This window comes from Pseudomonas sp. GW821-FHT09E12 (assembly GCF_059416085.1).
The window spans coordinates 334796-360631 of the sequence record NZ_JBWKOM010000006.1; the positions used below are offsets into that span (position 1 = coordinate 334796).

Annotated in this window: 28 protein-coding genes; 17 read left to right on the forward strand and 11 right to left on the reverse strand. The window is 64.4% G+C overall.

Annotation, left to right across the window (positions count from 1 at the left end; genetic code table 11):
* Positions 1–62 precede the first annotated feature (62 nt).
* Positions 63–692 carry a glutathione S-transferase family protein gene (locus AC07PQ_RS19800; RefSeq protein ID WP_493186061.1) on the reverse strand — a complete coding sequence of 210 codons (630 nt, stop codon included), beginning with the start codon at positions 690–692 and terminating at the stop codon, positions 63–65.
* 82 nt (positions 693–774) lie between these two features.
* Positions 775–1206 carry a PACE efflux transporter gene (locus tag AC07PQ_RS19805; RefSeq protein WP_009045208.1) on the reverse strand — a complete coding sequence of 144 codons (432 nt, stop codon included), beginning with the start codon at positions 1204–1206 and terminating at the stop codon, positions 775–777.
* Positions 1207–1356: 150 nt separating this feature from the next.
* Between AC07PQ_RS19805 and AC07PQ_RS19810 the strand changes: the two genes are divergently transcribed.
* Complete coding sequence (locus tag AC07PQ_RS19810) at positions 1357–2280, forward strand: LysR family transcriptional regulator (protein WP_493186060.1); 924 nt, start codon at positions 1357–1359, stop codon at positions 2278–2280.
* 10 nt (positions 2281–2290) lie between these two features.
* Here the strand turns inward: AC07PQ_RS19810 and AC07PQ_RS19815 are convergent, their stop codons facing one another.
* Positions 2291–3250, reverse strand: coding sequence for a LysR family transcriptional regulator (locus AC07PQ_RS19815; protein WP_493186059.1), 960 nt, complete (start codon positions 3248–3250; stop codon positions 2291–2293).
* Between the two features lie 66 nt (positions 3251–3316).
* Here AC07PQ_RS19815 and AC07PQ_RS19820 point away from each other — a divergent pair, with 66 nt between their 5' ends.
* Entirely contained in the window at positions 3317–3934 is a 618-nt protein-coding gene (locus tag AC07PQ_RS19820; RefSeq protein WP_007925126.1) for a LysE family transporter, read from the forward strand.
* A gap of 7 nt (positions 3935–3941) precedes the next feature.
* Here AC07PQ_RS19820 and gntR read toward each other — a convergent pair whose 3' ends face one another.
* The gene (gntR, locus tag AC07PQ_RS19825) at positions 3942–4973 is read right to left on the reverse strand and encodes an HTH-type transcriptional regulator GntR (RefSeq protein ID WP_007925129.1); all 1032 of its coding nucleotides are present in this window, start codon (positions 4971–4973) and stop codon (positions 3942–3944) included.
* Between the two features lie 215 nt (positions 4974–5188).
* Here gntR and AC07PQ_RS19830 point away from each other — a divergent pair, with 215 nt between their 5' ends.
* Together AC07PQ_RS19830 and AC07PQ_RS19835 are read left to right on the forward strand one after the other, a co-directional pair.
* Entirely contained in the window at positions 5189–5722 is a 534-nt protein-coding gene (locus AC07PQ_RS19830) for a gluconokinase (RefSeq protein ID WP_007925131.1), read from the forward strand.
* 83 nt (positions 5723–5805) lie between these two features.
* Positions 5806–7158 (forward strand): GntP family permease, encoded by a 1353-nt coding sequence (locus AC07PQ_RS19835; protein ID WP_007925132.1) that lies wholly within the window; start codon positions 5806–5808, stop codon positions 7156–7158.
* Between the two features lie 191 nt (positions 7159–7349).
* Here AC07PQ_RS19835 and alaC read toward each other — a convergent pair whose 3' ends face one another.
* A complete protein-coding gene (alaC, locus tag AC07PQ_RS19840) occupies positions 7350–8561 on the reverse strand; it encodes an alanine transaminase (protein ID WP_007925133.1) in 1212 nt (403 codons plus the stop codon).
* Between the two features lie 254 nt (positions 8562–8815).
* Between alaC and AC07PQ_RS19845 the strand changes: the two genes are divergently transcribed.
* The 3 genes from AC07PQ_RS19845 (at position 8816) to AC07PQ_RS19855 (ending at position 10853) form a co-directional block, all read left to right on the forward strand.
* Positions 8816–9478 carry a LysE family translocator gene (locus AC07PQ_RS19845; RefSeq protein WP_007925134.1) on the forward strand — a complete coding sequence of 221 codons (663 nt, stop codon included), beginning with the start codon at positions 8816–8818 and terminating at the stop codon, positions 9476–9478.
* A 68-nt stretch (positions 9479–9546) separates the two neighbouring features.
* A complete protein-coding gene (locus AC07PQ_RS19850; RefSeq protein WP_007925135.1) occupies positions 9547–10035 on the forward strand; it encodes a GyrI-like domain-containing protein in 489 nt (162 codons plus the stop codon).
* A gap of 320 nt (positions 10036–10355) precedes the next feature.
* Positions 10356–10853, forward strand: coding sequence for a GNAT family N-acetyltransferase (locus tag AC07PQ_RS19855; RefSeq protein ID WP_009045201.1), 498 nt, complete (start codon positions 10356–10358; stop codon positions 10851–10853).
* 124 nt (positions 10854–10977) lie between these two features.
* On the opposite strand, the gene AC07PQ_RS19860 is transcribed toward AC07PQ_RS19855, so the two are convergent.
* Positions 10978–11583, reverse strand: a complete 606-nt coding sequence (locus AC07PQ_RS19860; protein ID WP_007925141.1) for a pyridoxamine 5'-phosphate oxidase family protein — start codon at positions 11581–11583, stop codon at positions 10978–10980.
* A gap of 20 nt (positions 11584–11603) precedes the next feature.
* Positions 11604–12089 carry a GNAT family N-acetyltransferase gene (locus AC07PQ_RS19865; RefSeq protein WP_037034506.1) on the reverse strand — a complete coding sequence of 162 codons (486 nt, stop codon included), beginning with the start codon at positions 12087–12089 and terminating at the stop codon, positions 11604–11606.
* 196 nt (positions 12090–12285) lie between these two features.
* On the opposite strand from AC07PQ_RS19865, the gene AC07PQ_RS19870 reads away from it, so the two are divergent.
* The 4 genes from AC07PQ_RS19870 (at position 12286) to AC07PQ_RS19885 (ending at position 14929) form a co-directional block, all read left to right on the forward strand.
* Positions 12286–12720: a YybH family protein gene (locus AC07PQ_RS19870; RefSeq protein ID WP_007925144.1), complete on the forward strand. Its 435-nt coding sequence runs from the start codon at positions 12286–12288 to the stop codon at positions 12718–12720.
* A gap of 67 nt (positions 12721–12787) precedes the next feature.
* Positions 12788–13132 carry a YciI family protein gene (locus tag AC07PQ_RS19875; RefSeq protein WP_493186058.1) on the forward strand — a complete coding sequence of 115 codons (345 nt, stop codon included), beginning with the start codon at positions 12788–12790 and terminating at the stop codon, positions 13130–13132.
* Positions 13133–13187: 55 nt separating this feature from the next.
* Positions 13188–13679, forward strand: a complete 492-nt coding sequence (locus AC07PQ_RS19880) for an SRPBCC family protein (RefSeq protein ID WP_053262329.1) — start codon at positions 13188–13190, stop codon at positions 13677–13679.
* A complete protein-coding gene (locus tag AC07PQ_RS19885; RefSeq protein ID WP_493186057.1) occupies positions 13679–14929 on the forward strand; it encodes an RNA polymerase sigma factor in 1251 nt (416 codons plus the stop codon). The genes AC07PQ_RS19880 and AC07PQ_RS19885 overlap by 1 nt, the downstream gene beginning before the upstream one ends.
* Positions 14930–15180: 251 nt before the next feature.
* On the opposite strand, the gene AC07PQ_RS19890 is transcribed toward AC07PQ_RS19885, so the two are convergent.
* Positions 15181–16035, reverse strand: a complete 855-nt coding sequence (locus tag AC07PQ_RS19890; RefSeq protein ID WP_007925151.1) for a LysR family transcriptional regulator — start codon at positions 16033–16035, stop codon at positions 15181–15183.
* A gap of 90 nt (positions 16036–16125) precedes the next feature.
* Here AC07PQ_RS19890 and AC07PQ_RS19895 point away from each other — a divergent pair, with 90 nt between their 5' ends.
* A complete protein-coding gene (locus AC07PQ_RS19895; protein WP_007925152.1) occupies positions 16126–16569 on the forward strand; it encodes a multidrug/biocide efflux PACE transporter in 444 nt (147 codons plus the stop codon).
* 12 nt (positions 16570–16581) lie between these two features.
* Here the strand turns inward: AC07PQ_RS19895 and AC07PQ_RS19900 are convergent, their stop codons facing one another.
* Complete coding sequence (locus AC07PQ_RS19900; protein WP_007925153.1) at positions 16582–17229, reverse strand: TetR/AcrR family transcriptional regulator; 648 nt, start codon at positions 17227–17229, stop codon at positions 16582–16584.
* Between the two features lie 144 nt (positions 17230–17373).
* Here AC07PQ_RS19900 and AC07PQ_RS19905 point away from each other — a divergent pair, with 144 nt between their 5' ends.
* From AC07PQ_RS19905 to AC07PQ_RS19920, 4 genes are read left to right on the forward strand one after another with little or no spacing between them, the layout of a single operon-like run.
* Positions 17374–17982 (forward strand): paraquat-inducible protein A, encoded by a 609-nt coding sequence (locus AC07PQ_RS19905; protein ID WP_007925154.1) that lies wholly within the window; start codon positions 17374–17376, stop codon positions 17980–17982.
* Positions 17982–18596, forward strand: a complete 615-nt coding sequence (locus AC07PQ_RS19910) for a paraquat-inducible protein A (protein WP_053262326.1) — start codon at positions 17982–17984, stop codon at positions 18594–18596. The genes AC07PQ_RS19905 and AC07PQ_RS19910 overlap by 1 nt, the downstream gene beginning before the upstream one ends.
* Complete coding sequence (locus tag AC07PQ_RS19915; RefSeq protein WP_007925158.1) at positions 18589–20277, forward strand: PqiB family protein; 1689 nt, start codon at positions 18589–18591, stop codon at positions 20275–20277. The genes AC07PQ_RS19910 and AC07PQ_RS19915 overlap by 8 nt, the downstream gene beginning before the upstream one ends.
* Positions 20274–20879: a PqiC family protein gene (locus AC07PQ_RS19920; protein WP_493186056.1), complete on the forward strand. Its 606-nt coding sequence runs from the start codon at positions 20274–20276 to the stop codon at positions 20877–20879. The genes AC07PQ_RS19915 and AC07PQ_RS19920 overlap by 4 nt, the downstream gene beginning before the upstream one ends.
* A gap of 239 nt (positions 20880–21118) precedes the next feature.
* Here AC07PQ_RS19920 and AC07PQ_RS19925 read toward each other — a convergent pair whose 3' ends face one another.
* Entirely contained in the window at positions 21119–22735 is a 1617-nt protein-coding gene (locus AC07PQ_RS19925; RefSeq protein WP_007925162.1) for an inorganic phosphate transporter, read from the reverse strand.
* Positions 22736–22884: 149 nt separating this feature from the next.
* Complete coding sequence (locus tag AC07PQ_RS19930; RefSeq protein WP_007925164.1) at positions 22885–23907, reverse strand: transporter; 1023 nt, start codon at positions 23905–23907, stop codon at positions 22885–22887.
* A 274-nt stretch (positions 23908–24181) separates the two neighbouring features.
* Here AC07PQ_RS19930 and AC07PQ_RS19935 point away from each other — a divergent pair, with 274 nt between their 5' ends.
* Complete coding sequence (locus tag AC07PQ_RS19935; RefSeq protein ID WP_493186055.1) at positions 24182–25807, forward strand: methyl-accepting chemotaxis protein; 1626 nt, start codon at positions 24182–24184, stop codon at positions 25805–25807.
* Positions 25808–25836: the final 29 nt, after the last annotated feature.

The following is a 25836-nucleotide window of genomic DNA, read 5'->3' on the forward strand; positions in this document are numbered from 1 at the left end:
GGGTGGCGCCTGTCATGGCCTTATCGCGGGCAAGCCTCGCTCCTGCAGAAGAAAAGGACGATTCAGGGAATGCCATTGCGTCCATGCAGCAGGAAGGCCGGGCGTTCGCTGAGCCGTGCGTAATAGGCGGCGATGGCGGGGAAGTCGGGGCGCTCCATGGGCGTCATCATCCAGCGATGCACCGACAGCCCGAGGACGATATCGGCCAGGCTGAACTGCTCGCCGAGCACATAGTCGCCGCTGCTCGCCAGTTGCTGTTCGAGCAGGGCCATCTTGGCGTTCCAGCCGCGAAGGCCGGCGGCGATCCGCTGCGGGTCCTGAAAGTCCGGGTTCTGCCGGACCAGGGCGACGAAGGCGTAGCTCCACGCCGGATTGAGCTCCGTGGCCTGCCAGTCCATCCATTGTTCAACCAAGGCCCGAGCTCGGGGTTCACTGGGCAGTAGCCGTTGCCCGGCGACCTTGCCGGTCAGGTACCGGCAGATGCTGTTGGATTCCCACAGCGCGCCAGCGTCATCGACCAGCACCGGCACCTGGGCGTTGGGGTTGAGCCTGAGAAACTCCGGTGTGTGGGTCGACTGGAAGTCGCTGCCCCAATCCTCGCGTTCGTAGGGCAAGCCCAGTTCCTCGCAGGTCCACAGCACTTTTCGGACGTTGATCGACGAGGCTTTACCGAGAATTCTCAGGGTTCCCATGCAAGCTTTCCTTGGCGGGTGAAGGGCCCTGGAAATCTAACAGCGGCGCCGGTCTTAGGCGATACCGATTTGCACTCTGGCCTCAGACAGGATCTGGCAGCGCCGACGCCGGCAGGCCAAAGACCCGGTCGAACAGCCAGTTGAAGACGAAGGTGTAGCAGGGGATGAACAGGATCAGTGCCAGGTCGAGCAGGAAGGCCTGCACCAGGCTGATGTGCATCCACCAGGCGATCAACGGAATCAGGAACAGGATCAGCGTCAGTTGGAAACCCACGGCATGGGCTATCCGCCGCTTGACCGTGCGGGTCCGCGAGACCTGGCGGCTTTCCCAACGCTCGAACAGGCTGGTGTAGATGAAGTTCCAGGTCACCGCGATGCTGGTGATCACCACTGCCAGCGGGCCGGTGCTGCTCGGCGAGGTGCCGGACAGCAAGGCCAGGCCCAGGGCCGAGAAGGTCATGCCGAACACCTCGAACAGTGACACGTAAACCAGTTTGCGCTTGATGCCTTGCATGCTTTTTTTCCTCCGCGTTCGTTGGCCCGGGCCGCTCCTTTTGCAGGAAGGGCTGGCGAATGCGGCGCAAGATAGCTTCAATATCCCTGACAGAAAAAGTCAGTAGCTTTCAGGTTTATTGATAGGTCGACATTCTAGACAGGCGTCTGCATGAATTTCTCCAGCGACAGCATCCAGTTGTTTCTCGCCGTGCTCGAGCGCGGTTCGTTTTCCGCGGCGGCCCGGGCCCTGGGCAAGGTGCCTTCGGCGGTGAGCATGGGTATCGCCAACCTTGAGGCGGAGCTGGGCTACCCCCTGTTCGATCGCAGCCATCGCGAGCCGGAGCCCACCGCCATGGCCAATGCCCTGGCGCCCCACGCGCGGCTGATCGCCGAGCAGCTCAAGCACCTGCAGGTGCATGCGGTGGAGTTGTCCCTGGGGCTGGAAAGCCGGCTGTCCATCGGCGTGGTCGAGGACATCGACAAGTCCCGGGTGCTGGCGGCGATCAAGCTGATCGCCGAGCGTCATCCGTTGCTCGACATCGAGGTACTGAGCGCGCCCCAGGACGATCTGTTGCAACTGCTGCACACTGGCCGGATCGCGGTCGGCGTGGCCTTCGCCGGGCTCAGCCTGAATGTCCTGGAGTATTTCCAGTACGTCGGCAGCGAGCGGATGATCGCCTGCATTTCCGCGCGCCATCCGTTACCCGAGGCGCCGGACGCCACCCTCTATCTGGAAGAGCTGGTCAACGTGCGTCAGGTGGTGGTTGCCAGCCGCGACCTGCCGATCCGCGACACCCGGCCGCTGATCGCCGAGTCCTACTGGCGCACCGACAGCCTGGCCATGGCCCTGGACATGGTCGAGTCCGGCATTGGCTGGGGCAATTTCCCGCTGTCGGTGATCGCGCCCTTGCTCAAGGCCGGGCGGCTCAAGCGCCTGACCTTCAAGAACATCGACAACGGCCTGCTGCTGCCGGTGCACGCGGTATGGCTGAAGAACCAGCCCCTGCAAAAGGCCGCCCAGGCTTTTGTGCAGTTGCTGGGTGGGCAGGACCCGGCGCTGGCCCCGCAGGTTCATGCCGAGGTGAGGCCGTAAGCCTGTCCGCTTATGGGGCCGGGCGGGTGGCGTCGTGCTGCTCGCTGCCCAGCGCCTGGTGACGCAGCCAGTCGAGCAAGCGGGCGACGGGCGAGTCCGGGTCGACTGCCTCGGGCGACAACAGGTAGTAGGCGCTGCCGTCGGCGATAAAACCGAAAGGCGCGACCAGCAGGCCCGACTCCAGGTCGTCGCGCACCAGTTGCCAGGGCGCGATGGCCAGCCCCAACCCAGCCACCGCCGCTTGTAGGCTGAAGTAGAAATGCTCGAAGACCTGCTCCGTGCCCGGCGCCTGTTGCATTCCCTTGAGGTTCAACCATTGCTCCCAGGCCGCTGCCCGGGTCGCGCTGTGCAGGCGTGGCGCCGTATCCGATAGCCGCACTCTGCCGCTTGCGTCGCGGGTCCAGCCGACGGCCTGGTCCGGGCGACACACCGGGCCGATGGCTTCATCGAACAGCCACTGCGCATGGGTGTGGGGCGGCCAGGGAAAGTCGTTGCGGCGGATCGCCAGGTCGATGCCTTGAGCAAAGGCGAAGGGCCCGCCGCCGGCCACCAGTTGCAGGGGGATATCCGGATGAGCGGCGAAGAAGGCCGGGATCCGTGGAATCAGCCAGCGCATCAGCAGAGTCGGTTCGCAGGACAGCACCAGGGCCGCGGCCTTGTCGGGCGTTCGCAGTTTGCGTGCGGTGGCGTCGATCAGGTCGAAGGCATGCTCCACGCTGTGCAGCAATTCGCGGCCGGCCTCGGTGAGAAAGACCCGATGGCTGCGACGCTCGAACAGCCGTGTGCCGAGGTCTTCTTCCAGGGTGCGGACGGCACGGCTGATGGCGCCGTGGGTCAGGTGCAGGGCTTCGCCGGCGCGGGTGAAGCTTTCCAGGCGAGCGGCGGCCTCGAAACAGCGCAGGGCGCTCAGGGGCGGCAGGCGGCGATGGGTTGTCTGTGAGTTTTTATCACCGGGAATGTCAGTTTTCATCGTTCGCTCTGTGACGGTTCGTGCCCATAAAGTATGGGCCGGATTCTATAGCGAAGGCGCTTGAAAATGACTGAACTGTTAGTAGTAATCACCATCACCATCCTGGCGGTGCTCAGCCCGGGGCCGGATTTCGCCATGGTCACGCGTAACAGCCTGGTGCTGTCGCGTCGGCATGGGGTGTTCACGGCGCTGGGGATCGGGCTCGGGGTGATGCTGCATATCGGCTACACGCTGTTGGGCGTCGGCCTGCTGGTCAAGGAATCGCTGCTGCTGTTCAGCGTGCTGAAAATCGCCGGGGCGCTGTACCTGGTTTATCTCGGTATCGGCATGCTGCGCAGCCGCGCGGTCGAGGAAGAGGTAGCGGTCGATGCGCCGCGGGTCTCGGCGTGGGTGGCATTGCGTACGGGGTTTTTGACCAATGCGCTGAACCCCAAGACCATGATTTTCGTGGTCAGCCTGTTCATGCAGGTGATGCAGCCAGGTACCGCGCCGGGTGTGCAGATCGGCTATGGCGCGATCATTGTCCTGGCCCATGTGCTGTGGTTCGTGGCGGTGGCGCTGTTCTTTTCGGCGCCGGGCATCCGGGCCCGGCTCATGGCTTACAAACGGCGTATCGACCAGTTGTTCGGCGTTCTGCTGGTGGGCTTCGGCGTGCTGCTCAGCGCCCTGAGCCTGCGTTCCTGAGCGCGGCTCAGGTGCTCTCGCGCACCATCAGCTCGAAGCCCATGTCCACCACCGGCTTGGCCACGCTGTTGCCGGCCATCAGGGTCAGCAGCTGTTCCGCGGCGCGGCGGCCGATGGCTTCGCGCGGGGTGCTAATGCTGCTCAGGCGCGGCACCATGTGCGCCGAGGCGGGCAGGTCGTTGAAGCCCATCACCGCCACTTGCTCGGGGATCCTGATGCCGCAACGCATGGCTTCCAGCAGGGCGCCGTGGGCCAGGTCATCGTTGCCGAAGAAGATCGCGTCCACGTCCGGGTGGCTGTGCATCAACTGCAGGAAGAGTTCGCCGCCCAGGCCCACCGACGAGGGGCGCGGGGTGAGGACTTCCAGTTTCGGGTCGTAGAGGCCGGCTTTCTCCAGGCCGCGGCGGAAACCTTCGCCGCGCATCAGGGTGCGCTGGTCGAGCTGGGCACCGATATAGGCCAGGCGCTTGCGGCCGCGGGAGATCAGGTGCTCGGCGGCGGTTTCCCCGGCGTTGTGCTGGGAGAAACCCACGCAGTTCAGGCCGGCCTCGGGGTTGAGGTCCATCATGTAGACGCAGGGAACGTTGCTGGCTTCGACCATCCGTCGGGCGCTTTCGGTCCGGTCGAAGCCGGTCAGCAGCAGGCCGCGGGGCTGGTAGGCCATGTAGTTGCGCAGCAGGTTTTCTTCTTCGTCGGGGGAATAGTGGAAGTTGCCGATCAGCACTTCGAAGCCCTTGGGCCGCAGAACCTGATGAATGGCTTCCAGGGTATCGATGAACAGCAGGTTGGACAGCGACGGCACCAGCACCACCACCGAATGGCTCTGGGCCGAGGCCAGGGCGCGGGCGGCGGGGTTGACCACGTAGTTGAGTTCGCGGGCGGCCTTCTGCACCTTTTCCACCAGTTCAGTGGCCACCGTGTCGATGCCGCGCAGGGCTCGCGAGGCGGTGATCGGGCTGACGCCGGCCAGGCGCGCGACTTCGTTGAGGGTAGGGCGCCCCGTGGTGCGGGTATTTTTATCGTTCTTGGAGGAGGTCATCAGACGGCTTGCCAAACAAAATTCAAGTCACTAAGGTAGCGCTGTCTCGAAACAGCTGCAATGCGTGAGCGCGGTCGGCCTGACCCGCACTCTTTGGTTTCGCGGCCTATATACGCGGCAACCCACAAAAATGACAAGAAGGCGTCGGCAGAAACTATTTTTGCACTAGAGTTTCGAAGAGCGAAGGTAGCGCTGTCTGCGCGCTGAGGTGTTTCATGAGTCAACCCATCACCGCCCTGGTCATCATGGGCGTTGCCGGCTGCGGCAAGTCCAGCGTCAGTGAAGCGCTGTGCCAGCGCAGCGGCGCCACGGCCATTGAAGGCGATACGTTCCACCCTGCCGCCAATATCGCCAAGATGAGTGCCGGTATTCCCCTGAACGATGACGACCGTGCCGGCTGGCTCGACAGCCTGTGCGACGAGTTGCGTCGCGCCCTGGCCGCCGGACAACGTCCGGTGCTGACCTGCTCGGCGCTCAAGCGCAAGTACCGCGACCGCCTGCGCAGCGCCACGCCCGGCCTGGGCTTCGTTTTCCTGCAATTGACACCACAAGTGGCCGCCGATCGCGTGGCCCACCGTCCGGGGCATTTCATGCCTTCGACCCTGATCGACAGTCAGTTCGCGACCCTCGAATCTCCCGTGGGCGAACCCCTGACCCTGGCATTGGACGCCACCATCCACAGCGTTGACCGGCTGGCCGAACAGGCCCATGGCTGGTGGCTGGAGCACGGGCTGGACTCATCCCGATAAGCTTCGGCTCACCTAGATAGCGCTATCCCACTCGGCTCACGTTTTTAACGCTTGAATAAAAACAACAAACCGGAGGCAACCCCATGTTTGGCATGTCCCAAGAGACCTATCTGCTGGTAGACGCAGTGGTCACCATTATCGGGCTGATCGTGCTGATCACTCGATTCAAGCTGCATCCCTTCATCGCCCTGACCATCGCCGCGGGTTTCCTCGGCCTGACGTCGGGCATGCCGGTGGACAAGATCATCAAGGCGTTCCAGGACGGCTTCGGTGGGGTGCTCGGTTTCGTCGGGATCATCCTCGCGCTGGGCACCATGCTCGGCAAAATGATGGCCGAATCCGGCGGCGCGGATCAGATCGCCCAGACCCTGATCCGCTCGTTCGGCAAGGAGCGGGTGCAGTGGGCGATGATGTTCGCCGCCTTCCTGGTGGGCATCCCGCTGTTCTTCGAGATCGGCTTCGTGCTGCTGATCCCGCTGGTGTTCATCGTCGCCCGGCGCACCGGCGTGTCGATCATCAAGATCGGTATCCCGCTGCTGGCCGGCCTGTCCGCGGTGCATGGCCTGGTGCCGCCGCATCCGGGCCCGCTGCTGGCCATCGGCGTGTTCGGCGCCGACATCGGCAAGACCATTCTCTACGGCCTGATCGTAGCCCTGCCGACCGCGATCATCGCCGGTCCGATCTACGGCACCTTCATCGCCAAGCACATCCCGGGTCATCCGAACCAGGAACTGGTGGACCAGCTGGCGCGCGAAAACACCTCGGCCAACCTGCCGAGCTTCAGCGTGACCCTGCTGACTGTGCTGCTGCCGGTGTTCCTGATGCTGCTCAAGACCTTCGCCGACGTGGCCTTCCCGGACGGGCATTTCTTCCGCATCTGGATGGACATGATCGGTCACCCGATCAGCGCGCTGCTGCTGGCCTTGCTGCTGTCGCTCTACACCTTCGGTTCGCGCCAGGGCATCGGCTCCAAGCAGATCCTCAAGCTGCTTGACGCCAGCCTGGCGCCGACCGCGGCGATCATCCTGATCATCGGTGCCGGCGGTGGCTTCAAGCAGATGCTGGTGACCAGCGGCGTGGGTGACGTGATCGGCCACATGGCGGTCAACGCGCAGATCTCGCCGATCCTGTTGGCGTGGCTGGTGGCGGCGGTGATCCGGATCGCCACCGGTTCGGCGACCGTGGCGACCATCACCGGCGCGGGTATCGTGGTACCGGTGGTCGGCATGATCCCTGGGGTCAATCGCGAGCTGCTGGTACTGGCCACCGGCGCCGGCTCGCTGATCCTGTCCCACGTCAACGACGCCGGTTTCTGGCTGGTGAAGCAGTACTTCAACATGACCGTGGCGGAAACCTTCAAGACCTGGACCGCGATGGAAACCATCCTCTCGGTGGTGGGCCTGATCTTCATCCTGCTGCTGTCGCTGGTGGTCTGACCCGAGCCCTGTAGCCGCTGCCGAAGGCTGCGATCGGCCGGTACGGCCGTAGCGATCTTGCGCTGAAGGCCCTTCGGTCCTTATCGCAGCCTGCGGCAGCGGCTACAGGATCATGTCGGCTGGTTATTAGCCGGACACAAAAAAACCGCATCGCTGCGGTTTTTTTGTGCCTGCTTATAGGGCGACGCGGATCAGCCTTTCTGCACCAGGCCATCGGCGCGGAACATGCCGCGGATGCCGCGCACGGCCTGGCGGATACGGTCCTGGTTTTCGATCAGGGCGAAGCGCACATGGTCGTCGCCGTACTCACCGAAACCCACCCCTGGCGAAACGCAGACCTTGGCCTCGGCCAGCAGCTTCTTGGCGAACTCCAGCGAGCCCAGGTGCGCGTAGGCCTCGGGAATCTTCGCCCAGACGTACATCGAGGCCTTGGGGTTCTCGACCATCCAGCCCAGCTCATGCAGGCCCTTGACCAGCACATTGCGGCGCTGGCGGTACTGCTCGGCGATGTCTTTCACGCACTGCTGGTCGCCTTCCAGCGCAGCGATGGCCGCCACCTGCAGCGGGGTGAAAGTGCCGTAGTCGTGGTAGCTCTTGATCCGCGCCAGGGCGCTGACCAGCTCCGGGTTGCCGACCATGAAGCCGATGCGCCAGCCGGCCATGTTGTAGCTCTTGGACAGGGTGAAGAACTCCACCGCGATGTCCTTGGCGCCCGGCACCTGCATGATCGACGGGGCTTTCCAGCCGTCGTAGACGATGTCGGCGTAGGCCAGGTCGTGGATCACCAGCACGTCGTACTGCTTGGCCAGGGCGATCACCCGTTCGAAGAAGTCCAGCTCGACGCACTGCGCGGTAGGGTTGGATGGGAAGCCGAGGATCATCATCTTCGGTTTCGGGATCGAGCCGCGGATGGCCCGCTCCAGCTCGTCGAAGAAGTCCACGCCCGGCACCAGCGGCACCGAACGCACCTGGGCGCCGGCGATCACTGCACCGTAGATGTGAATCGGGTAGCTGGGGTTGGGCACCAGCACGGTGTCGCCCTGGTCCAGGGTGGCGAGCATCAGGTGCGCCAGGCCTTCCTTGGAGCCGATGGTGACGATGGCTTCGCTTTCCGGGTCGATATCGACCTCGTAGCGATCCTTGTACCAGCGCGAAATGGCCCGGCGCAGACGCGGAATACCCTTGGAGGTGGAGTAGCCGTGGGTGTCTTCGCGCTGGGCGACGGTGACCAGTTTCTCGACGATGTGCGGCGGAGTCGCACCGTCGGGGTTACCCATGCTCAAGTCGATGATGTCTTCGCCGCGCCGACGCGCAGCCATCTTCAGCTCGGCAGTGATATTGAATACGTAGGGGGGGAGTCGATCTATGCGCGCAAAGCGGCGCGGCGAACCTTGTTCGGCCATTGTTGCCTCGAGTACGTGAGCGCCCGGAACCGTCCGAGCGACGTCGGCCACTGCGGTGGCCTGGGGGCAGACGATAAGGGCTGTGGCGCCAGGCTGTCCAGAGGGGCGCGACAACTATTTTTTGCCGGCAGCGGCGTTGCCTGGACAGGGATTTGCATCATGCAGGCTGGATTCGCAGCCCGTGCATTGTGTTTGCCGGGCCCTCCCGCGTTAAATACCCCCCACTCGAACAACCGCATCGAACAGGATGAATGATGGAGTTTACCAGCGGCTTTCTGCTGAGCCTTTCGCTGTGCCTGGACATAGGCGTGGCCAATATCGCGATGATTACCCTGGCCATGCAGCGTGGTTATTTCCAGGGTTTCTGCCTGGGCCTGGGCACCTGTGTCGGTGACCTGGTCTACGCCGTGCTGGCGCTGGCCGGCATGACCGTGCTGCTGCAGTACGAAGCGGTGCGCTGGGTGCTGTGGATCGGCGGATCGGCGCTGCTGGTGTACTTCGCGGCGAAGATGATCTATTCGGCGATCCACCACAGCGCGGTGCTGGCCGAGGCCGGGGAGGTGGACAACGGTTCGCCGCGCAAGGAGTTTTTCCGCGGCATTTTCCTGGCCATGTCGTCCCCCAGCGCGATCCTCTGGTTCGCCGCGGTGGGCGGTACCCTGATTGCCCGTTCCGGCGGTGGTGACCTGCTCAGTTCCGGGCTGTTCCTCAGCGGTTTCTTCTGCGCCGGTCTGGCCTGGGTCGTGGGCCTGTGCTTTGCCGCGACCCAGGGCGGCAAGCTGCTGGGCGACAAATTGTTGCGCTACTCCTACCTGGCATCTGCGGCGATCTTCTGCTATTTCGCGGTCTACGTGATCCTGTCCGGTTACCAGGAGTTCATCGTCGGCGCGGCGGTCGCGGAGCTTCCCGCGCTCTGACCCAGCGATCCGGGTTGTTTGGCCTCTATACTCCCTGCCGAACCCATTTTTCAGGCAGGAGTCGCATCATGGATGAGCAAAAACAGGTCAGCGGGCCGGTGCCGCGTTTCGAGAAGGGGCGCTTTCTGCTGATCGCCGGTCTGGGCGGGCGTTTCACTCCCGAGACGACGCAGGGCATTCCTGAACTCTGGAAACGCTTCATTCCCCATATCGGCAAGGTTCCCGGCCAGGTCGGGGAGGAGACCTACGGCCTCTGCTGCAACCCCGACGGCAAGGGCGGGTTCGAATACATCGCCGGGGTCGAAATCAGCAAACTCGACGATTTGCCCGAGCTGTACCGCTGGGTCGAGGTGCCGCCGCAGCACTATGCGGTGTTCGAGCACCAGGGGCCGCTTGCGGGCCTGCCGCAGACCTTCCAGTACATCTGGAAAACCTGGCTGCCACAGTCCGGGCGCGAAGCCGCCGATGCGCCGGAATTCGAACGCTACAGCGCCGACTTCAACCCCGATACCGGCCAGGGCGTGCTGGAAATCTGGCTGCCGCTCAAGGAACAGTGACCCGCACCGCGAGCACCGGCCGGGCCCGCGGTGGGCCCGGTCATTTGCCTTTGTTCGGCCGGCGGGCGCGCCACAGGTCGATGGACAGGGTGACAAAACCGAACGCACTGATACCGAACAGCACCAGCAAACCGATCTGAACATTGCTCATGGCGACTTCCGTACTCGACCAGGGTGGGATTGATTGAGCCCTGATAAATAACCCGCTCGGCGCGCGGATGACAGCGACTCTACGCAGGTTTTACGGGCTTGCCGTCATTCGATATGCAAGCCTTATTACTTTATGATCGGCGGCATTTCCCATAGCCGATCCGTTCCCCATGACCTTATCCAGCCTGTTGATCCGTCAGGTCGCCGCCGCTGACCTGGACCGCTGCTTCGCCATCGAAACCCTGGCCTACGAAGGCGACGAAGCCGCCACCCGGGAAAAGATCGCCACCCGCATCGCCACCTGGCCCGAGGGCTTCATCGTCGCCGAAGTGGAGGGCGTGGTGGCCGGCTTCATCAACTCCGGGGCGGCCTTCGAGGTGGAGATGGCCGACGAGGCCTTCAAGGAACTGATCGGCCACGACCCGGCCGGGCCCCATGTGGTGATCATGTCGGTGGTGGTGCATCCGGACTATCAGGGCCAGGGGGTTTCCCGGCGTCTGCTGGAGGCCTTTATCGAGCGCATGCGCGGCCTGGGCAAGGCCAGCATCAACCTGATGTGCAAGGAGCGGCATGTGCCCTTGTACGAGCGCTTCGGCTTCGTCTATCTCAAGGCTTCGGCGTCGGACCATGGCGGCATGGCCTGGCACGAGATGGTGCTAGAACTGTGAGGTCGTAACGCAGGTCGTAACGCCGCGGCGTAGGAGCGAGGCTTGCCCGCGATAGGCGCGCCGCGGTCTGGCTGATGTACTGCGTCAGCCTTCATCGCGAGCAAGCTTCGCTCCTGCAGGGCCTTCAATACAGGCTGTTGCGCACCCGCTCCGGCATTTCCCGGTCGTAGCGGTCGGCGTCGAACTGGCCGTCGCAGAGGCGCTTGAGGATGGCGCCGGCCGAGGGCAGGGCCGAGCGTTCCAGGTAGTGCTCGGGGTTCCACAGGTCGGAACGCACGATGGCCTTGGAGCAGTGGAAGTAGGCCGCCTCGACGTCCACCAGGATCACTGTGCGCGCCGGCTTGCCATTCACCGCGAAGCTGTCCAGCAGCGCCGGCTCGGCCGAGATCCGCGCCCGGCCATTGACCCGCAGGGTCTCGCCTATGCCCGGAATGATGAACAGCAGGGCCACCCGCGGGTCGCTGACGATATTGCGCAGGCTGTCGATGCGGTTGTTGCCCGGGCGGTCGGGCAGGGCCAGGGTGCGCTCGTCGATGATCCGCACGAAACCCGGGGTATCGCCGCGGGGCGAGCCGTCCATGCCGTCCGGGCCGCTGGTGCTCAGGATCACCAGCGGCGAGGCGCGCACCATGGCCTGGTAGTCCGGGTTGAGGAAGGGGATTTCCTTGCGCACGGCCCGCTCAATGGGCTGGCCGTAGATTGCTTCCAGTTGCTCGAGGGTGGTCAGCATCATGCTTCTCCTGGGTAATGTCAGAACATCAGGACCAGACGGCGTTCATAGCCGATGCGGCCCCTGTAGGCCTCGCCGCTGTCGACCCAGCCTTGCTTCAGATAGAGGCTGAAGGCCGCGGCGTTGTCCGCGTCCACCGACAGCATCAGCCCCTTGATCTCTGGCCACGCCTGGCGCGCGGCGGCGGGCAGGGCTTGCAGGCAGGCCCGGCCGTAGCCCTGGCCCTGGACCCGCTGATCGACCTGCAAGGCATGCAGGGTGGCGGTGTCGGGGTCGGCCCAATGGGGCAGGAACGGTGGGCGCTTGAGCAGCAGGAACGCCACCGGGACCTCTTCGGCCAGCAGGGCGAAGCCCTTGATACCGGGCTCCGGCGCCTTGAGCAGGGTATGCAGCGCGGTGTAGATATCGCCGGAATAACTCTTCTGCCGCGGGTGCACCTCGAGCGCGTCGAGCTGCTGCAATTGCCTGGCGTCGAGCTGTTCGTAAGGCACGAGTCGGGTGGTCACTGGGCTGTCCATATCCGGGCACTGAGGGTGGGCTGTATGAGTGGCGATTCTAGCGATTTCGCCCAGGGTTCCGGTTTTTTTTCCGGGCCCTGTCGATTTACCGGGCGGCCAGACGACTAAGGGTGTCTTCACGATTTAACGGTCGCCTGTGGCGGCCACCTTGAGCCTGTATCACTCAATCGCAAGGAGAATCGCCATGAATGCCCAAACCACCGAAAGCGAAATCCGCAGCCTGATCGACGCCTGGCGCCAGGCCGTGATGGCCAAGGACATCGAGCGCATCGTCAGCTATTACGCCGACGACATCACCGCGTTCGACGCCGTGGCCGCGTTGCAATTCAAGGGCAAGCAAGCCTACCGCGAGCACTGGAAGGCCTGCATGGAGTTCTGCCCTGGCCCTGGCATCTTCGACTTCGAACAACTGCACATAGTCGGCGCCAGCGACAGCGCCTTCGCCCACTGGCTGGCCCACTGCGGCGGCACCGACGACAAGGGCGAGACCAAGGCCTGCTGGATGCGCGTGACCGCCGGTTACCAGCGCCTGGGCGGCCAGTGGAAAGTGGTCCACGAACACTGGTCGGCGCCGTTCGACATGCAGAGCGGCACCGCCTTGTTCGACCTGCAACCCTGATCGTCGGGTTTTTCGCCAAAGCCTGAAACTGCAGCCATAGTTGATCAGCCCGATCGAGGAGAGCCCCATGAAATACCTATGCCTGGTCTACAGCGACGAACAGCTGTTGCACAGCCTGCCGGAGAGCCCGAAGGACGCCGAGTGCATGGCGTATGCCGAGTCGGTGCAAGGCAGCGGCCGGATGCTCGCCGCCGAGGCCCTGGAGTCGGTGCAGACCGCGACCACGGTGCGCATGCGCGGCGACCGGCTGTCGATCACCGACGGCCCGTTCGCCGAAACCAAGGAACAGTTGGCCGGGTTCTATCTGATCGATGCCAAGGACCTCAACGAAGCCATCCAGGTCGCCGGCAACATTCCGGCGGCCCGGGTCGGCAGCGTCGAGGTACGCCCGGTGCGCGAGTTGAATCCCTGATCGCCACCCTGGAAAAACGAGCCCTGAAAAAACAAGCATAAGCAGGAGTTTCGCCATGACCGAGCACAGCGTGGGCCGTGCGCCCGCCCAATATGAGTTGTCCATCAGCCGCCTGATCGATGCGCCGCCCGGCAAGCTGTTCCGTGCCTGGACCGAACCGCAGTTGCTGGTGCAATGGTGGGGACCCCACGGCATGACCACCCCGGAGTGCGAAATGGACCTGTGGGTCGGCGGCCAGTTTCGCACCCTGATGCGCGCCCCGGACGGCAACGAATACCCGACCATGGGCGTGTTCCTGGAGATCGTCGCGCCGCGGCGGCTGGTGTTCACCGATGCCTTCCTGCCGGGCTGGATTCCTTCGGGCAAGGCCTTCATGAGCGCCGAAGTGACCTTCGACGACCTGGACGGCAAGACTCTCTATACCGCTCGCGCCATGCACTGGAGCGAAGAGGATCGCCAGGCCCATGAAGCCATGGGCTTTCACGAGGGCTGGGGGCAGAGCCTGGATCGCCTGGAAAGCCTGGTGACCCGAGGCATGCCGGACTGATGCCGGCGGTGGCGCAAGACAGCGTCAAGGCGCTGGTGGAAACGGTCTACCGCAACGAGTCGCGGCGGATCCTGGCGACCCTGATTCGCCTGCTGGGGGATTTCGACCTTGCCGAAGAGGCCTTGCACGAGGCGTTCTTCGTCGCGGTCGAGCGCTGGCAGCGCGACGGCGTACCGGACAACCCGCGGGCCTGGCTGGTGTCGGCCGGGCGTTTCAAGGCCATCGACGGTTTGCGTCGGCGGGCGCGTTTCGCCGCGTCCCAGGCGGCGCTGGTCAGCCAGCTCGAAGAGCTGGAGCAGGCAGACTGGAGCGAGGAGGACCTGGAAGACGACCGCCTGCGCCTGATCTTCACCTGCTGCCACCCGGCGCTGGCGGCGGACGCCCAGGTGCCGCTGACGTTGCGGGAAATCTGCGACCTGACCACCGAGGAAATCGCCCGGGCCTTTCTCTCGACGCCGGCCACCATCGCCCAGCGCATCGTGCGCGCCAAGGCCAAGATCCGCGATGCGCACATCCCTTATCAGGTGCCGTCCCTGGGCGAGCTGCCCGAGCGCCTGGACAGCGTGTTACGGGTGATTTACCTGGTGTTCAACGAAGGCTATTCGGCGTCGATGGGCGCCGAGCTGACCCGCGAAGACCTGACCCATGAGGCGATCCGCCTCGGCCGTCTGTTGCTGGAACTGCTGCCGGAACCCGAAGTGATGGGCCTGCTGGCCTTGATGCTGCTGCATGAGTCGCGGCGCCTGGCGCGGACCTCGGCCACCGGTGAGCTGGTGTTGCTGGACGAACAGGACCGCTCGCTGTGGGACCGCGAACTGATCGCCGAGGGTTGCGCCCTGGTGGAGCACGCCCTGGGCACCCGCCGTTTCGGCCCGTACTGCCTGCAGGCGGCGATCGCCGCGGTGCATGCCGAGGCGGCGACCGCCGGGGAAACCGACTGGCAGCAGATCGTCGGCCTGTATGACGTGCTGTTGCGCGTCATGCCCTCGCCGGTGATCGAGCTGAACCGCGCGGTTGCCATCGCCCAACGGGACGGACCGCTGGCCGGCCTGGAGCGGGTCGAGGCGATCCTCGCTCGGGGCGAGTTGCAGGATTACCACTTGGCCCATTCGGCGCGGGCCGAGTTCTGTCGGCAATTGGCCCGGGTGGAGCCGGCGCGCCAGGCTTATCTGCGCGCCCTGGAACTGACCCGCCAGGAACCGGAGCGGCGTTTTATCGAGAACAGGCTCGAAGCCCTGAAAACCCTCTGAACGCCTGTCGATCCGAAGACTGCGGTCGGCCTAGCGGTCGTGGTCTATTGACGATCGTTGAAGGCCTGCGGCCTTATCGCAGCCTGCGGCAGCGGCTACAGGGATTGTGGCGCGAGCAGGGGCCGGGAGCGACCTCGGAAACGTCGCAACGATGCGCTTTTCTTCAGATCAGCCGAACCCTGTAGCCGCTGCCGCAGGCTGCGATCGGGCGCGGAGCGGCCGCCAGCGGGGCGAGCCTCTGCACAAAACGCTTATTCCAGCATCCGCCCCAGCAACCAGCTGCCCGCCGGGCCTGGCGGATGCAGGCGCGACCACAGGGCATCGACCGCCACGTTGCGCGGCCAGCCACGGGCATCGAGTTCCACCAGGCTGTCGGCGCCGAAACGTTCCACCAGCCAGCGCGGCAGGGGCGCCCAGCCAAAGCCGCCCTGGGCCATTTCCAGCAGCATCAGGTAGCTCGGCGCCGACCACACCCGGCCCCGGGCCCGGCTGTCGTAGGGGTTGACGATGGTCGCCAGGCGCAGCTCGCGGTGCTGTTGCAGGCGTGCCTGATCGATATTTTTCAGCGCCGCCAAGGGGTGGTTGCGCGACACGAACAGGGCGATTTCGGTGCGCTCGTCCACCGTCGAATGGTCGAGGTCCGCCGGGTATTCGGGCTGCATCTCGGCAAAGGCGATCTGCGCCCGACCGCGCTGGACCAGCTCGATCAGGTCGTCGCATTCGGCGATCAGGCATTCCAGCTCCAGGTCCGGGTAGCGTTGTTCGAAGGCGCTCAGCGAGGTCTCGAAACGATCCGACTGATAGGTGTCGGACAGGGCCACCGTGAGCTTGGCTTCCACGCCCTGGGCCAGCTGGCTGGCGGCCATTTCCAGGCGGCTGGTGGCGGCCAGGATGTCTTCGGCCCGCTGCAGCATGACGTGGCCTTGCGGGGTGAGGGCGGGCTTGCGGCTGCTGCGGTCGAACAGCTGCAGGTCGAGGTCGATCTCCAGGCTTGCCACCGCTGCGCTGATGGTCGACTGGCTCTTGCCGAGCTTGCGCGCGGCCGCGGAAAACGAGCCTTGGGTGGCCGCCTGGACAAAGGCCAGCAGTACTTCGTATGAGGCCATGAACTATCGCCTTGATCGATGGTTAATGATTATGAAGTATCGGAACATAAGGTGATCATGGCAACCACATTCACTGGCGGGAGCCGGATCATGAGCAACACCAAATCCTTGACCGAACGGGTTTTCCAGGCCGTGGGCTTCGAGCTGCTGGCGTTCGCGCTGTGTACGCCGCTGCTGGCCTGGATCATGGACAAACCCTTTGTCGACATGGGCGTGGCGACTATCGCCATCGGCCTGATCGCCCTGGCCTGGAACGTGGTCTTCAATGGTCTGTTCGACCGCCTGCTCAAGCGCCTGGCCCTGGCACCCAGCGGCTGGACCCGGGTCGCCCATGCGCTGCTGTTCGAAGGTGGCCTGGTGGCGGTAAGCGTGCCGCTGATCGCCTGGTGGCTGCAGGTCAGCCTGATGCAGGCGTTGATTCTCGACATCGGCGTGCTGCTGTTCTTCCTGCCGTACACCTATGTCTATCACTGGGGTTACGACCTGGTGCGGGAACGCTTGATGCTGCGTCGCCCGCTCGATCGCGCCAGTTGAAAACCGCAAGGGTCAGCGGGCGGCGTGGGGCCGCTCGATGGCCTCCAGGTAGGCTTTCATCGCCCGGGGGACTTCCTGCAACAGCAGGATGCTCTTGAGCTGACTATTCTCCAGAGCAACCTGGAACAGGCCGATGGGCAATCCGCGCATGGCCGTCACGTAAGCGTCGCGCTCCGCGGCGCTGGCGGTGGGCAGGCGCAGGGCGAGCATACGGTCGTAGGTTTCCTGGATGCGCGCATGCACGTCCGGGGCCTGGAGCTGGCCGGGGGCGAAGGTGGGGCTGATCATCTGCAGCAGGTCGGGATGGGTCTCGAGGTATTCCATGATCGGCATGATCATCCGGTCGATCACCTCCTGGCTGCTCGATTCGACCCAGGTGGCCGGGTCGATGGCCAGGAGGTTGGCGGTGATCCGGTCGATGGCGTCGATATGGCGCTGGCCCAGGGCATCGAGCACGCTCTGCTTGTCGCTGAAGAAGTGGTACAGCGAACCGATGGAGGTGCCGGCTTCGCGCGCGAGGCCATGCATGGTCAGGCTGGCCACTCCCTGGCTGACCAGCAGGTGGGCGCAGGCGTCGAGAATCGCCGTGACCCGTTCATGGCCACGAGTCTGTTTCGGCGAGCGCGAGTTTTTGGCCGGGAGCATTTTTGAATCGTTCATGGTCTGAGAGGCAGAAAGGGGCATACATTATGGCGCACCAGGGTGTTTGCAGTCCTCAGGTAAAACTAGACACCATCCTCTACTTTTGCAGAGAATACGCGCCATGGATTAGCGCCCTCCGCTGTCCCACCTGACTCGAAGACCATGACACTCTCTCCCAACTGGATCATCTGCGAGCATTGCGATTCGCTGTACGAATCCGTACCGCTTGCAAAAGGCCAGACCTCCCAGTGCTCGCGCTGCGGGGCGGTGCTGGAGCGCGCCCGGCACCTGAACGTGCAGCAGCTGCTTGCCCTGTCGATCACTGCGGCGCTGCTGTTCGTGTTCGCCAACGCCTTTCCGGTGATCGGCATCAGCCTCGAAGGCCTGAGCAACGAAGCCACCCTCTGGCAGTCGGTTGAAGCCCTGGCCCAGGGCCGCATCAGCCTGATCGCCGCCGTCACCGGCCTGGCCATCATCCTTGCCCCCGGCCTGCAGATTGCCCTGCTGTGCTGGGTGCTGGGCTTTGCCAACATCGGGCGCGCGGCGCCGGGCTTCAAGGCCTGCATGCGGGCCCTGGAACATCTGCGGCCGTGGAGCATGCTGGAGGTGTGCCTGCTGGGCATCCTGGTGGCCATCGTCAAGCTGGCCGGCATGCTCGACGTGCACCCGGGCCTGGGGCTGTGGTCGCTGGCGATGCTGACGGTGCTGATCATCCTGATTTCCGGCAAGGGCATCCGCCGCCTCTGGGACGACTTGGAGGGCCGTTACTGATGAATCAGCCTCCCTATGCCCGCGACCTGGGCCTGATGCTGTGCCACACCTGCGGCCAGACCTGCCCCCAGGACGTTCACTACTGCCCGCGCTGCGAGGCCGTGGTGCATGCGCGCAAACCCAACAGCCTGAGCCGTACCTGGGCCTTTCTCGTGGCCAGCCTGATTCTCTACATCCCGGCCAACGTGCTGCCGGTGATGTATACCCAGATCTTCGGCAGCGGCAGCGAAAACACCATTCTCAGCGGCGTGCTGGAGTTCTGGCAGCACGGCTCCTGGGACATTGCCCTGCTGATCTTCATCGCCAGCGTGGTGGTGCCGTGCAGCAAGTTCCTGGTTCTGGGGATGCTGCTGATCACCTGCCAGCGCCGCAGCCATTGGGCGATGCGCGAGCGCGCCAAGCTGTACCGCTTTATCGAGGTGATCGGCTACTGGTCGATGCTCGACGTGCTGGTGGTCGCCCTGGTGGCGGCGCTGGTGCAATTCCACGCCCTGAGCTCGATCGAACCGCGCATGGGCATCCTGTTTTTTGGTTTGGTCGTGGTCCTGACGATGTTCGCGGCCATGAGTTTCGATCCCCGGCTTATCTGGGATGTAGAGGTTGAAGATGTCTGATCATCCAGGTTCCAACGCTTCAAGCGCGCCAGCGAGACCGGGCACCCCCGCGGTCAGGACGCGCCGGTTCAATATCTCGCTGGTGTGGATCGTGCCCATAGTCGCGGCCCTGGTCGGCCTGTCGATGCTGGTGCACAAGTCGCTGTCGGCCGGGCCCGAGATCTCCATCAGCTTCCAGACCGCCGAAGGCCTGGAAGCCAACAAGACCCAGGTCAAATACAAGAACGTGGTGATCGGCAAGGTCACCTCCATCGCCTTGAGCAAGAACCGCAGCAAGGTGATCGCCAAGGTCGAGCTGGACCAGTCGGCGGAATCCTTCACCGCCGCCGACTCGATGTTCTGGGTGGTGCGCCCGCGCATTGGCGCGGGCGGTGTGTCCGGGGTCGACACCCTGCTGTCGGGGGCCTTTATCGGCGCCGACGCCGGCCAGGAAGAAAAACGCAAGAAGAGCTTCGTCGGCCTGGAAACGCCGCCCCCGGTGACTTACGGGCAAAAGGGCAAGCGCTTCACCCTGCGTACCGATGACCTGGGCTCGCTGGACGTCGGTTCGCCGGTCTATTACCGGCGCATCGAGGTGGGCCAGGTGATTTCCTACAAGCTGTCGGAAAACGGCAAGGGCGTGGACGTGCGGATCTTCGTCAATACCCCCAACGACCAGTTCGTCACCACCGACTCGCGTTTCTGGAACGCCAGCGGCGTGGACGTGACCCTGGGCGCCAACGGCCTGAAGGTCAACACTGAATCCATATCGTCAATCCTCGCCGGCGGCATCGCCTTCGTCGAACCCAAGTACAGCCCCAACGCCAAGCCGGCCGAGGAAAACGCCAGCTACCAGCTGTTCGCCGACCAGGACACCGCGCTGGCGCCGCCCGATGGCGACCCGTACTACATGCGCATGCGTTTCGACCAGACCCTGCGCGGCCTGGCGCTCAATGCGCCGGTGGAGTTCCTCGGGGTGAACTTCGGCCGGGTGGTGTCGATGGACCTGGATTACGACGAGCAGAAAAAGACCTTCTCCACCGTGGTCGGGGTGGTGATCTACCCGGCACGCCTGGGCAAGGTCCATCAGCAACTGGAGAAGCTCAGCGGCGCCGACGAAAGTCGCGCGGGTTACCTGATCGGTGCCTTCGTCCAGCATGGCCTGCGGGCCCAGGCGCGCAGCGGCAACCTGCTGACCGGCCAGCTGTATATCTCCATGGACTTCATCCCCAACGCCAAGCCGGTGGCTTTCGATGCGACCGCGCGGCCGTTGGAAATCCCCACCGTACCGGGCGGGCTCGACAAGTTGCAGGAGCAGTTGCAGCGAGTGGTGGAGAAGATCAGCAAATTGCCGATCGATACCATCGCCAACAACCTCAACGGCAGCCTGACCGAGATGCAGAAGACCTTGCAGAACGTCAACGGCAAGGTATTGCCAGAAATGCGTGACACTCTGGAGCAGACCAAGAAAACCCTGACCACGGCCAACGACAGCTTCTCCGAGGACTCGCCGCAGCGGCTGCAACTGGGCCAGGCGATGGACGAAGTGCAGCGCACCGCCCGTTCGGTGCGGGTACTCACCGACTTCCTCAGTCGTCATCCCGAAGCACTGATCCGTGGGCGGCTCAAGGACAATCAGCCGGACGCCTACAAATCCTCGACCTCGTCTTCTCGTGAGCCTGAATCGGAAGTCCAGCCATGAAAAAAACTCTAGTGTTGCTGATCGCGTCCCTGGGCCTGGCGGCCTGCAGCTCGGCGCCGACCCATTACTACACCCTGATGCCGCCGGCGCCCGAGCCGGCGGCGGCTGGTGGCATGGCGTCGGGCCTGCAGTTCGAGATGGCCGGGGTGCGCATTCCGACGCAGGTCGACCAGCCGCAAGTCGTGGTGCGCCAGGACGGCGGCACCCTGGCGATCCTGGAAACCGCGCGCTGGAGCGCGCCGCTGGTGGACGAGTTCCACGACGCCCTGGCCAGCCAGATGGAGCAGCAATTGGGCACGCGCAACCTGGAAGGCCTGCCCAAGTCCGCGGGGCAGCCGATCCTGTCGTTGCAGACCGATGTGCGCCGCTTTGAGTCGGTGCCGGGGCGTTATGCGCTGATCGACGTGGTGTGGAACCTGCGCCTGCGCGGCGATGGTGTCGATCGTCGCAGCCTGACCTGCAGCAGCCGCATCAGCCAGCCGGCCAGCGTCGAGCTGTCGAGCCTGGTCCAGGCCCACCAGCGGGCCATCGACGAGTTGGCCAAGCGCATTGCCGGCACCGCCAAACGCTGGGCGCAAAACCCTGGCACCCGCTGTTCCTGAATCTCTCGGCGCCGTGGCGTTCAACCGCTCAGGGTTGAGCGCCTGGCTCGGCAGGACCGCCCCAGACAGCCATAGTCCATGTAGCCGCTGCCGAAGGCTGCGATGGGCTTGGGCAGCATTCCGACGCAGCGGCCCCAAAACCTGACCCCGCGATTTTCCTGATATTGCACGTTGTCCCGTTGGCCAGTCCTGCGGACTGGATCGCAGCCTGCGGCAGCGGCTACGGGTGATCGCGGTGTTCAGAACAATTGGGTGAACAGCCAGTACAGGCTGCCGGACAGCAGGATCGCCGCCGGCAGGGTCAGTACCCAGGCCATCAGCAGGTTGCGGATGGTCTGCATCTGCAGGCCGCCGCCGTTGGCGACCATGGTCCCGGCCACACCTGAAGACAATACGTGGGTGGTGGACACCGGCAGGCCGAACAGATCGGCAGCGCCGATGGTCAGCATCGCCACGGTTTCCGCCGAGGCGCCCTGGGCGTAGGTCAGGTGGGTCTTGCCGATCTTCTCGCCGACGGTGACCACGATGCGTTTCCAGCCGACCATGGTGCCCAGGCCGAGGGCGATGGCCACGGCAATCTTCACCCACAGCGGAATGAAGCGCGTGGCGTTGTCGATCTGCTGCTTGAACAGTTGCAGCTTGCCCTGGGTGTCGGCGTCGAAGTCGCCGACCTGGTTCTTGTCCATCAGGCGGATGGTTTCGCTGCTCAGGTACATGTCGTTGCGCACGTTGCCCATGGCTTCGGCCGGCACCTTGGCCAATGAGCCGTAGCCCTTCACTTCGTCACCGATATGACCGGTCAGGGCGGCCAGGGCCGGGACCAGCTGCGGCGTGGCTTCCTTGTTGCGCACATAGTCGGAAAGCACCGCGCGCGGGTCGGCGGGGGCCGGTTGCGGGGCGTTTTTCACCAGGGCTTGCTGGGTGACCTCGGCCACCGCGGCGAACTGCAGGGCCTGGTCGGCCGGCATGGTGCGATTCAGCGCGTAGGCCATGGGCAGGGTGCCGACCAGGATCAGCATGATCAGGCCCATGCCTTTCTGGCCGTCGTTGGAACCATGGGCGAAGGACACGCCGGTGCAGGTGACGATCAGCATGCCGCGAATCCACCACGGCGGCGGGGTGTTGCCCTTGGGCGCCTTGTACAGCGCGCGGTTCTTGACGAACAGGCGCAGGGCCAGGAGCAGCAGGGCGGCGAAGGCGAAGCCGATCAGCGGCGAGAACAGCAGGGCGTAGCCGACCTTGGTGGCCTGGCTCCAGTCCACGCCGCTGGTGCCGTCGCGGCCGTGCATCAGGGCGTTGGCCACGCCGACGCCGATGATCGAGCCGATCAGGGTGTGGGACGACGAGGCTGGCAGGCCCAGCCACCAGGTGCCGAGGTTCCACAGGATGGCGGCGATCAGCAGGGCGAAGATCATGGCGAAGCCGGCCGACGAGCCGACCTGCAGGATCAGCTCCACCGGCAGCAGGGCGATGATGCCGAAGGCCACTGCGCCGCTGGACAGCAGCACGCCGAGGAAATTGAAGAAGCCCGACCAGACCACCGCGAAATGTGGCGGCAACGAGTGGGTGTAGATCACCGTGGCCACGGCGTTGGCGGTGTCGTGGAAACCGTTGACGAACTCGAAGCCCAGGGCGATCAGCAGCGCCACGCCGAGCAGCAGGAACGGGGTCCAGGTGGTGACCGTGGTGCCCAGTTCGTGCACGTCGTGCATCAGGCTGTAGGCGGTGAACAACAGGCCCATGGCGAGTACCGCGAAGAACACCACCAGGGTGAAGGGGCTGGCTTTTTTGTCCAGTTGCGGTCTGGCTTCGAGGGCGGGGGAAGGGGAGGTGGCGGTCAGGGAAGGGGTGGCCATTGCCGGACAATCCTGTGGCAGGGAGGAGTGTCGCCCATGATCGTTGCCAAATATTACAGAGAGGCTGCCTCAGGTCAGTGTTTGGGTGAATCCTTTAACCACTGGTCAAGAAGCCGCGCCATTTTCTGTAGGAGCGAGCGGGCGGCGGCCTACATATCCTGGCGCTTGCGAAACGCCCAGCGGCCGGCGATGACGGTGAAGGTGGCGACCAGCGCGACGAGGATCCAGAAGCCCTCCGGGTCCTCGGAGAAGGGAATGCCGCCGACGTTCATGCCGAAGAAGCCGGCGATGATGTTGATCGGCAGCGCCAGCACCGTGACCACGGTCAGGGTGAACAGGGTGCGGTTGGTCTGTTCGTTGATATTGGCGGCGATCTCTTCCTGCAGCAGCTTGATCCGCTCGCCGAGGGCGGTGAGGTCGTTGATGATCAGGGCGAACTCCTCGGTGGACTTGCGCAGCTCCTTGACGTCCTCCTTCTGCAGCCATTGCGGCGGCCGGTTGAGCAGCCGCAGCAGCGAGCCCGGCTCCAGCGCCAGCAGGCGTTGCAGGCGCACCAGTACCCGGCGCATGGCCCCCAGCTCGGCACGGTTGGTGGCGATCCGCGCGGCCAGCAACTGGTCTTCGATCTGGTCGACGTTGAGGCTGGTCTTGCGCACGATCTGGGTCAGCACTTCGCCCTGGTCGCGCAGCAGGTGCACCAGCAGTTCCAGGGGCGAGCGGAAACGTTCGCCGGCCTTGACAGAGGAGCGCAGCTTGTCCACCGAGTGCAAGGGTTGCAGGCGCGCGCTGACGATCAGCCGGCTGCGCACACAGACCCACAGGGTGGAGATGTCCGAGGAAACCATGCTGCCAAAGTTGAACACCACGTCGTTGACCACCGCCAGCAGGGCCGAATCCACATGCTCGATACGGGTCGAGCGCGAGCCTTCGTGCAAGGCCTCGAAGAATTCCTCGGGCAGGGCCAGGTGCGTCTGCATCCAGCGTTCGCAGGCGGCATGGGCCAGGTTCAGGTGCAGCCAGAGAAACGCCTCGCCATCGTCCGGCTGTTGCAGGGCTTGCAGGGCCCTGGCCGAATCCAGTTCGCGACCCCGCTCGCCGGGGCGAAACGCAAAGCCGTAGAGCAGGCCGAACAGATCCGAATCGCGATGAGCATGGTCGATGCTGTGGTTCATGGAGGCTCGCAGGAGGGAAGGCACCTGTAGGCGGTTTTACAGGTTCACTTGAGCCCGATCATCGCAAGGCTTCATGACTGTTTTGTGACGATTCGAAGTGCAATATTCGGCGGTTATAACCGGTTGTCGGAGGCGCTCAAGAATGCCTCTTTCAGGCCGATCACGCCTACGACGACTGCGCGATCGGCTTGCCCCGGTTCGCCTGACAGGGATGTTCGCACGCTACCCATGCCCGCCTCGGGCGTGCTCTATCCCTGTTGAGAGATCTCATTCGATGTCCTTGCAAAAATCCCTGAGAGCGCAAGTTCTGGCTTTGTTGAGCGGCAGCCTGCTGGCGGTGCTGTTGATCGCGCTGGCGTGTTTTCACTTCCTGTCCAACGGCGTGCAAAGTTATCGCGAACTGATCGAGGGGCCGTTGCGCACCTCGCAGTTGATCGATGAAGCCAACCTGCAATTCAAGGTCCAGGTGCAGGAATGGAAAAACGTGTTGCTGCGTGGCAAGCAGAGAGCCGACCTGAGTAAATACTGGCAGCAGTTCGAGGATCGCCAGCGCGATGTGCAGGGTATTCTTGGCCAGCTGGCGGCCGAGCCCGGCATCGATGCGGCGCTCAAGGGCCGTATCGAGCGCTTGCGTGAAGAGCACCGGGTGCTGGGCACGGCCTACCAGAAAGGCCGCGATGCCTTTGTCGCCGCCGGTGCCGATCCGGCCGCCGGCGATGCCGCGGTCAAGGGTGTGGACCGCGCCACCAGCGAGCAGATGAGCGAACTGGTGAGCGAGTTGCGCAAGCAGGGCAGCGAGCGGTCGCGCGACATCAGCGCCGCCGCCCAACGCACGGTGTGGATCGGCCTGCTGGTGATGCTGGCCTCGGGCTTGTTGATCGGCCTGCTGAGCCTGTGGCTGGTCAACCGTAGCCTGGTGGAGCCGATCCGCCAGTTGATCGACTACGTGGCGCAACTCAGCCGTGGGCGGATTGCCGAGCGCGTGGCCAGCAGCCGTCAGGACGAGCTGGGCAAGCTGGCGGTGGCCGCCAACACCTTGCGGGATTTCCTCGCCGAAACCTTCAGCCGCCTGCAGCGCAGCGCCACCGACCTGGACAGCTCCAGCGGCGAGCTGAATGCGATTGCCACCCTGATGTCCCAGGGCACCAACGATCAGTTCAATCGCACCGACCAGGTCGCCACGGCGATGAATGAAATGTCCGCCACCGCCCAGGAAGTGGCGCGCCATGCGGCGGATGCGGCGCGCGCCGCCGATGACGCCGACCAGTCGGCCCAGCAGGGCGAGCAGGTGATGCAGGGCACCATCCACACCATCACCCTGATGCGTGGCGAAATCGCCAACACCGCCGAGGTGATCCGCCGCCTGGAAGCCGACAGCGGACGTATCGGCAAGGTGCTGGAGGTGATCCGCGGCATCGCCGAGCAGACCAACCTGCTGGCGCTCAACGCGGCCATCGAGGCGGCCCGGGCCGGCGAAGCCGGGCGTGGTTTCGCCGTGGTCGCCGACGAGGTACGTAGCCTGGCGCAGCGCACCGCGGCGTCGATCATCGAGATCAACCAGATTATCCAGAGCGTGCAGACCGGCGCGCTGGACGCCGCCCATGCGATCGAGAGTGGCCAGGCGCGCAGCGATGCCAGCGTCGAGCAGGTGACCCAGGCCGGCGCCATGCTGGAGCGGATCACCGAGGCGGTCGAGGCGATCCGCGACATGAACCGGCAGATCGCCACGGCGGCGGAAGAGCAGACCTCGGTGGCCGAGGACATCTCGCGCAACCTGACCGAAATCACCACGATCGCCAGCACCAACCTGGATAACGTGCAGCGCACCGAGCGCGCCAGCCAGAACCTGCACGAGCTGTCGGGGCAGTTGAACGAGGTGACGGCACGCCTGAGTGCCTGATGCGCCAGGGCATGAAAAAGCCGCGTGGC